Source organism: Streptomyces sp. AV19 (genome assembly GCF_015999245.1).
Lineage (GTDB): Bacteria > Actinomycetota > Actinomycetes > Streptomycetales > Streptomycetaceae > Streptomyces.
The window spans coordinates 164,079-171,236 of sequence record NZ_JAEAMR010000016.1 but is presented as its reverse complement, the minus strand read 5'-3'; the positions used below and the strand labels follow the sequence as shown (position 1 = coordinate 171,236).

5 protein-coding genes and 2 pseudogenes are annotated in these 7,158 nt (G+C 72.7%); 5 read left to right on the top strand and 2 right to left on the bottom strand.

The window, feature by feature from the left end; translation table 11 throughout:
• Positions 1-283 (bottom strand): annotated as a pseudogene (locus I5Q34_RS25255) (serine hydrolase); the annotation flags it as partial.
• A 222-nt stretch (positions 284-505) separates the two neighbouring features.
• Here I5Q34_RS25255 and I5Q34_RS25250 point away from each other — a divergent pair.
• From I5Q34_RS25250 to I5Q34_RS25240, 3 genes and pseudogenes are all read left to right on the top strand, one after another.
• Positions 506-628 (top strand): annotated as a pseudogene (locus tag I5Q34_RS25250) (LuxR C-terminal-related transcriptional regulator); the annotation flags it as partial.
• A 606-nt stretch (positions 629-1,234) separates the two neighbouring features.
• Positions 1,235-1,690, top strand: coding sequence for a hypothetical protein (locus I5Q34_RS25245; RefSeq protein WP_199894704.1), 456 nt, complete (start codon positions 1,235-1,237; stop codon positions 1,688-1,690).
• A 2-nt stretch (positions 1,691-1,692) separates the two neighbouring features.
• Positions 1,693-3,012, top strand: coding sequence for a HAMP domain-containing sensor histidine kinase (locus I5Q34_RS25240; RefSeq protein WP_277965447.1), 1,320 nt, complete (start codon positions 1,693-1,695; stop codon positions 3,010-3,012).
• Positions 3,013-3,074: 62 nt separating this feature from the next.
• On the opposite strand, the gene I5Q34_RS25235 is transcribed toward I5Q34_RS25240, so the two are convergent.
• Positions 3,075-4,280, bottom strand: a complete 1,206-nt coding sequence (locus I5Q34_RS25235) for an NAD(P)/FAD-dependent oxidoreductase (protein ID WP_199894703.1) — start codon at positions 4,278-4,280, stop codon at positions 3,075-3,077.
• Positions 4,281-4,466: 186 nt separating this feature from the next.
• On the opposite strand from I5Q34_RS25235, the gene I5Q34_RS25230 reads away from it, so the two are divergent.
• A complete protein-coding gene (locus I5Q34_RS25230) occupies positions 4,467-5,072 on the top strand; it encodes a TetR/AcrR family transcriptional regulator (protein WP_199894702.1) in 606 nt (201 codons plus the stop codon).
• Positions 5,073-5,511: 439 nt separating this feature from the next.
• Complete coding sequence (locus I5Q34_RS25225; RefSeq protein ID WP_199894701.1) at positions 5,512-7,047, top strand: alpha/beta hydrolase; 1,536 nt, start codon at positions 5,512-5,514, stop codon at positions 7,045-7,047.
• Positions 7,048-7,158 lie beyond the last annotated feature (111 nt).

Below are 7,158 nucleotides of genomic sequence, written 5' to 3'. Positions count from 1 at the left end.
TGAACGTCTTGGTGTTGCTGCCGATCCGCACCTGACCGTCCCTCGGCACCTTCGCGCCGGTGGCCAGGTCACCGACCCCCGCGGCGTAGGAACGGGTGCGGCCGTCACGCTCCTTGACGCTCGCCAGCGCACCGGGCGGTCCGCCATCACGCACCAGCGCGTCCAGCCCCTGCTGGACGGAGTCCGGCCGGGCGGTGGAGGCCGCCGATGTTGCGGATGCCGTCGATGGTGCCAGGGCGCCGATGGTCATCACGCCGGCGGCCACCGTGGCCGCGGTCATCACGGCTCTGCGCCGGCCGCCCCGCTGCCATCTGGGAGAACGAGGTTTCTGTCCTGGCTGCTCACGCACGAGTCAACTCCTGGGAAATGGTGGGGAGATCGGCGGTATGGGCCCGTCCCAAGCATGTCCGGAGGCGATCATTCGGGGCGATCCTGTTACCCGCCCTGCTCCAGGTAGGGCTAACCCCCGACGCGCTCAGCAGAAAGAAACGGGAGCGAGGGCGCGCTCCGAGCGGGGACCGAGACCGTCAAGTCGCACGTGAGCTCCGTGCCGGCGAAACTTGGCGCACGGGACCGCACGCAGGCGGTCATCGCGGCGTACGAGTCCGGCTTCGTCCGCCCGGACTGAGGATCGGGCGGTGACCGGCGGCTGTACCGTGCGTGGTCCTGATCCTCGTGGCAGCCGCCGATCGATCTCCGGATGACGTCGGCCGGACCTGTCAGCCCAGGGCGCCGTCGACTTCCTCGTCCGGCTCAGGCGCGTCCGGGGCGCGCAGCGGGCGCAGGCCGCCGTGATGCCGAGCTTTTCGGCGTCGAGTGGCTCGTCGAGAAGACGGCCGCCGCCTTCACACCGTGGCCGACGGCTGCCGCCTCTGCCAGGGCTTCCCAAGTCATCGGCAGTTCCTGCCGATTCACCGCGACGCCCTCGCCGATCCGCTGCGGTGACCACCTGAAGGTGATGCGGTCCAGGCGGCGGATCCTGCCCCCCGGGAGGATCGCGGTGATCGACCTGGCCGTGCTGCGTCACGACCAACGCGTGGCCGAGATGGCCGGCGGAAACAGGCTCAGCCGCAGGCGGGAGGTCGCCTCCTCTTTGTATCCGCACCGCGCCGCTGTGGCCGCTGTGCCGAGAGAAATGCCCGTGATTTCCGGAACGTATGATTCTGGGGACCTGGAGGCCGCATCTCCGCGGGCCACCTTCCGATGCCGATACGGCCGATACGAAAGGCTCGCGATGCGCAGCACCACAGCCGCTGCCGTCTTCTCGCTTGTGCTGGCGCTGACGGCCGTGGGCGTCACCGGCTGCGGCAGTCCCGACCGGCTGCACGTCGAGGGCCCGGCCCCGAGCCGTACCCGGGAGGTCGCCGGTCCGGTCTACGTCTCCGACGCGATGGGCCGCCCACTGCGGCGCCCCACGTCGTTCGGCGTCACCGAGCACACCTCGCTCTTCCAGCTGCGCTGGCAGTCCTGGGGCGGCGCGAAGGCCACCGCCACGGGCCGGGTGAGCGGTCTGTGGTGCCCCACGGACGCATGCTCGGAGTCCGGCTATCCGGCCACGGTCGAGCTCAGCGGTCTGGAGGACTACGAGAACGTGGCCTACTACACCCGTGCCGGCATCCGGTCCTCCCGGCTTCCACCCGACCAGGCGGCCGAGCTCCGCGAGGTCCGCCTGCCGATCCCGGAGCGCTGACCGTGTCCACCAGCCGGGGCGCACGGCCCCTCGCCTTCCTCTCGCCGGCGCGCATCATGGCCCGCATCGGACTGCGGACCAAGACCGCCCTGGTCGTCGCCGGGACCGCCGCGATCATCGCCACGCTCATCGGATTCCTGGTGCACCAGCGCACCACCGAGGACCAGCAGCGGCAGGCCGCCCGCGCGGCCGACGCCCAGCTCCTCCGGGCTTTGGACGACCATGCCGTCGGCATCGACAGCGACGCGCTCGTCAACCCCCGGGAGCTGCCGGCCGCCCTGCGCAAGGCGGTCACCGACCGCCCGGTACGGGCGACGTACCTCCAGTCCCCCGGCGGCGGCCGGGAACCGGTGATGTGGGCCGCCGCCCGCAGCGGCGACGACATCGTCGCCGTACGCCGCTCCTACGCCCCGCAGGCCGAGACCCAAGCGGATCTGGAACGAGTGCTGATCGGCGCAGGCGCCGGTGCGACGGCGTTCGGCTGCGTGCTGGGCGTCGCGGTCGCGGCATGGGCGGGACGGCGCATCGGCGCCTCCGCGCGCACCGCCCGGCGGATCGCGGACGGCGACCTGACCGCCCGGGTCCGGCCCACGGGCACGGACCAGATCGCCGAGCTGGGCGCTGCCGTCGACACCATGGCCGACGCCCTGAGCTCCCGCCTGGAGGCCGAACGGCGCGTCACCGCCGACGTCGCCCACGAGCTGCGCACCCCGGTGGCCGGACTGGTGACCGCCGCCGGCCTGCTGCCTCCCGGCCGCCCGGCCGACCTGGTCAGGAAGGGAGTTGACCAGCTGCGCCTCCTGGTCGAGGACGTCCTGGAGGTGGCCCGCCTGGACGTCCCGGGCGTCGAGCAGGCGCGCTACGAGGAAGTGCAGCTGAGCTCCCTGGCCCGCCGGGCGGCCGCCGCGGCGCGGGGCACATCGTCGTCCGACGGCACCACACCTCCGGACGATGTGGAGGTCCGGGTCTGCGCCGACGCGATCGTGGAGACAGACCCCCGCCGGGTCGAGCGCATCCTCACCAACCTGGTCAACAACGCCCGGCGGCACGGCGCCCCACCCATCGTCCTGGAAGTGGACGCACCGGCCCTGCGGGTACGCGACCACGGCCCCGGCTTCCCCGACGACCTGCTGGCCGAGGGCCCGCGCCGGTTCCACACCGGGGCCCGCGGGCGAGGCACGGGCCTGGGCCTGACGATCGTCGCCGGACAGGCGCAGGTGCTGGGCGCCCGGGTGACGTACGAGAACCCGCCGGACGGCGGCGCCCGGGCCACGCTGGAGCTGCCCCCGGAGTCCGGACAGCAACGCCCGGAGGAGCGCTGAAGCAGCCGTCGTTCCCCGTCGGTTCACGCCTTCCGGTGAGCCGTCGGTCGACAGCGAAAGTGTTATGTGCCCTCGGGCGGTGTCCTTTGCCGACCGGGCTCAGCCGGTGCGGGCGGGGCGCGGTTAGGGAGGGCGTCGGCCGGCCAGAGGCTGTCGGGGAAGGCCGCGTCGTCCGAGTCGGCGTCAGGTATGAGGCTGGTGAGCATCTGCAGGGCGGTCTTCGCGTTGTCGGTGGCGCGGGGCAGCATGACGCTTTCGTAGGCGTCGAGGGCCGCGTCGACGGTGGAGTGGTCGATGACGGCTCGGGCGAGTTCGACGCCGTCGAGCAGGGCGAGGTTGGCGCCGAGGCCGGCGGGCGGCATCAGGTGGGCGGCGTCACCGAGCAGGGTGATGCCGGGGACGCGCTGCCAGGAGTGGGCAACGGGGAGGACGAACATGGGCCGGTTGATGAAACCGCCCTCGTTGTCGCGCAGGATGTCCAGCAGGCTCTCGTGCCAGCCCCGGTACTGGGCGAGGAGGCGCGCACGTACGGCTTCGGTGTCCGCGAGGTCGAGGCCGGCGTGCCAGTCCTGGGGGCCGCGGAAGGTGATGTAGGCGCGGACGTGTCCGTTGCTGTTGCGCTGCAGCGCCAGGCTGCGGCGGCCCGCCTTGGCCGACATGGTGCCGCGTCCGACCAGGCGGGCAATGCGGGGGTGACGGTGGTCGACATCGTCGAAGTGGGCTTCCACCAACGTGACGCCGGCGTAGGAGGGCTGGGCGTCGGAGAGTGCGGGACGTACCCGGGACCAGGCGCCGTCGGCGCCGATGACCAGGTCGAAGTCCTCGTCGGCGCGGTCGTGGTGGTGCAGGCGGGCGGCGCCGTGGGGCAGTGGGGTGACGGCCCTTGCGGCGTGGCCCCAGCGGACCGTGCCGGGGACGAGGGAGTCCAGCAGGAGCGCGCGCAACTGGCCGCGGTCGATCTCGGACCTGCTCAGATCGCCCTCGCCGGCCCGGTCGTGGCGCATCAGGGTCGCGTGACGGTCGTACAGGCGCCACTCCTGGCCCTCGGGCCGGGACAGGGCGAGGAACCGGTCGAACAGACCGGCTGCGCGCAGAGCGACCTGGCCGGTGCCTTCGTCGATATCGAGAGTGCCGCCCTGCGAGCGGGAGTTGGGGTCGGTCTCACGCTCGAAGACCGTGACCGGCACGCCGTGCTGCTGCAGGACGCGCGCGCAGACGAGGCCGCCGAGACCGGCGCCGACGATCGCGATGCGAGGGGTGGTGGACACGAGGGTCACGCTCCGTTCGATGGTGGAAGGGGGTGCTTGTGCCTTGTGATGTCGCCTGGTTGGGCATGGCTGCCCGTCGGGCGTCCCTCGCTCACAGAAGCACAGTAGTTCCAAAAGTACAACTGCTCCGACTTTTGATCGGATGGTCTTTGTGATCGAGTCCCCTCAAGTGGGTAGGGTGGGGGCATGGCCGAGACAACGACAGGACGCCGTGAACGCAAGAAGGCCCGGACGAGGCAGGCCCTGACGGACGCCGCAGTGCGGCTGTTCACCGAGCGCGGCTTCGACAACGTCGGTGTACGCGAGGTGGCGGAGGCGGCCGACGTCTCGCTGAGCACGCTCTTCAAGCACTTCCCCAGCAAGGAAGCCCTCGTCTTCGACCTGGACGCGGACATCGAGGACGCCCTGGTCGCCGCCGTTCGCGACCGCGCCCCCGGGCAGCCAGCGCTGCACGCCCTGCGGGACCACATGGTGCACACCCGTACCGTCGTGCGGACCGACGACCCCACCTTCGTCCTCGTCGAATCCACCCCCGCACTGCGGGACTACGCCCGGCGCATGTGGTCGCGCCACGAGACGGCACTGGCCGCCGCCCTCGCCGAGGCCACCGGGCTCGCCCCGGACGCTCCTGCCGTCACCGGCCTGGCACGCTTCGCCCTGGAAGCCCCGGGCATCGCCCGCGTGAGCGAAGATCCGGCCCGGACCATGCGCGACTTGTTCGCTTTGCTGGAACACGGCTGGGCTGCCACCCCTCTGGCGCGGCAGGGGGACCGTCCCGGTCGGGACGAGTGACCGCGACCTGATGCCGCGTCAGCTCACGCACCTCGTCACCGGCGGCCTCGGCGGCCTTGGCGGCCTTGGCGCCGAGACCGTATGCCTGCTGGTCGAGCGGGGCGTCTTGGCGGCCGCTGCTGCCCACGGACGCCGCACACGCCATCGTCGGCGACGCCCCTGACTCGAGTTCGACGACGTCGGGGCTGTGGGCAGGGCTGCTCGCTTCTTCGCCATGGCGGTGGGGGAGGAGTGGTGTTCGCCGATCGCTCCCCCCAGCGGCAGCCCGCTGCCCCGCCGGAGCGCGGATGCCTGGCCTCCTCCTCAGTGCTGTCCGCCTCGGGACCCCGGGCGGCGTCCATGGGGAAATCCCCCTCTTCCGCATGCAGTTGGCCGGATGGCCCTCGGCCGCGTTGCTTCTTACGGTCGGACGGTCCGTCACCTCCGCCCTAGGAACCACATGCGCATCACGTCCCTGATCGCGGCCGGACTCGGCATCGGCAGCCTTCTCGCCGGTGCCGTCCCCGCCGCAGCACAGCCCGTCACGCCCTCCGCCGCCCTGACGTGGGGCCCCTGCCCCCAGGCGCAGAAGGAACTCGTCGAAGCCGGTGCGGAGTGCGCCCAGTTGACGGTTCCCCTCGACTACGCCGACCCCGGCGGCCGTACCATCCGCATCGCGGTCTCCCGCGTCAAGGCCAAGGACCGGGCGCACCGGCGGGGCATCCTGCTGTCGAATCCCGGCGGGCCGGGAGGGCCGGGGCTGGCCACCACGGTGGGGCTGCGCGCGACGTTGAAGGAGGTGGCCGATCAGTACGACCTGATCGGATTCGACCCGCGTTTTCTCGGCGGGAGCACCCCGGTCCGATGCGATCCGGCGGGCGCTCCCGAGCGGCCCCGCACGACGACATCCCCCCGCCTGGACTTCGAGGACAGCGTGCGACGCTCCCGGTCGACGGCCCTGCGCTGCGCCCGGCACGGCGACAACGCGGCCCTCCTGCCGCACGCCTCGTCCCGCAACGTCGCCCGCGACATGGACGCCATCCGCGCCGCGCTCGGCGAGCGGAAGCTGTCGTACTACGGGGTCTCCTACGGCGCCGACCTGGGCGCCGTCTACACCCAGATGTTCCCCCGGCGGGCCGGCCGCATCGTCCTCGACTCCTCCACCGACCCCGACGCCACCCAGTACGAGCTGTTCCGGCGGGCGGGCCGGCCGCTGGAGGAAGGGCTGGACGAGTGGGCGGCCTGGACCGCCCGGCATGCCGGCACCTACCGGCTCGGCCGCACCGGCCCCGAGGTGCGTGCCACCGTGCGGAAACTGCTCGACGGCGCCGAGCGCCGGCCCGTCGCCATCGACGGCACCCGGCTCGGCGCACCGCTGCTGCGCCTGTTCCTGCGGCAGTTCGTGCAGCACCAGGAGGACGGCGCGGCCCTCGCCCGTACGGTACGAACCCTGACCGACGCGGCGGCAGGCAAGGAGGCCGAGCCCAATCCGGAACTCGCCGGCATGCTGGACTTCCTCGACTCGCCCGACGTCGCCGACTCGATGACCGGCGGAGCCGTCTTCATGTGCGGGGACGCCGGCTGGCCGGCGGGCGGCTGGCCCCGTAACCCGGAGACGTACTGGCGGAATATGGAGCGCAGCCGAGGTGACCAGCCCGTCTTCGGACCGCTCGTCAACGACATGACCGCTCCCTGCGCGTTCTGGCGGACCACGTCCCGGGAACCCGCCGTCCGGATCGGCAACGACGTGCCCGTGCTCATGCTCCAGGCCCGCAGGGACAACAACGTCCCCTACGACGGGGCACTCGCCCTGCACCGGAAGCTGCGGGGATCCCGCCTGGTGACGGCGGACATCCGCTCGCACGGCGTCTTCGGGCGCGGCGCCGAGGGCCGGACGGCGGTGCCGTGCGCCGACCGGGCGGTGGCCGGGTACCTGGGCGGCGGAGCCCTGCCCGTCACCGACGTCACCTGCCCCGCACCGGGCGGGACGCGATGACGCCCGGCCGACGGGCGGTCGTGACGGCGGCCGCCGGTGCCGCTCTCGTCGGCGGCCTCAACGCCCGTGCGGTGGCCGCGGCTTCGGGTGACGGCCGGCTGCGGCGCGGCG

Coding starts and splice junctions, on each gene's coding strand:
- I5Q34_RS25245 (WP_199894704.1), top strand. CDS start 1,235: ATGCGCAGCACCACAGCCGCTGCCGTCTTCTCGCTTGTGCTGGCGCTG.
- I5Q34_RS25230 (WP_199894702.1), top strand. CDS start 4,467: ATGGCCGAGACAACGACAGGACGCCGTGAACGCAAGAAGGCCCGGACG.
- I5Q34_RS25225 (WP_199894701.1), top strand. CDS start 5,512: ATGCGCATCACGTCCCTGATCGCGGCCGGACTCGGCATCGGCAGCCTT.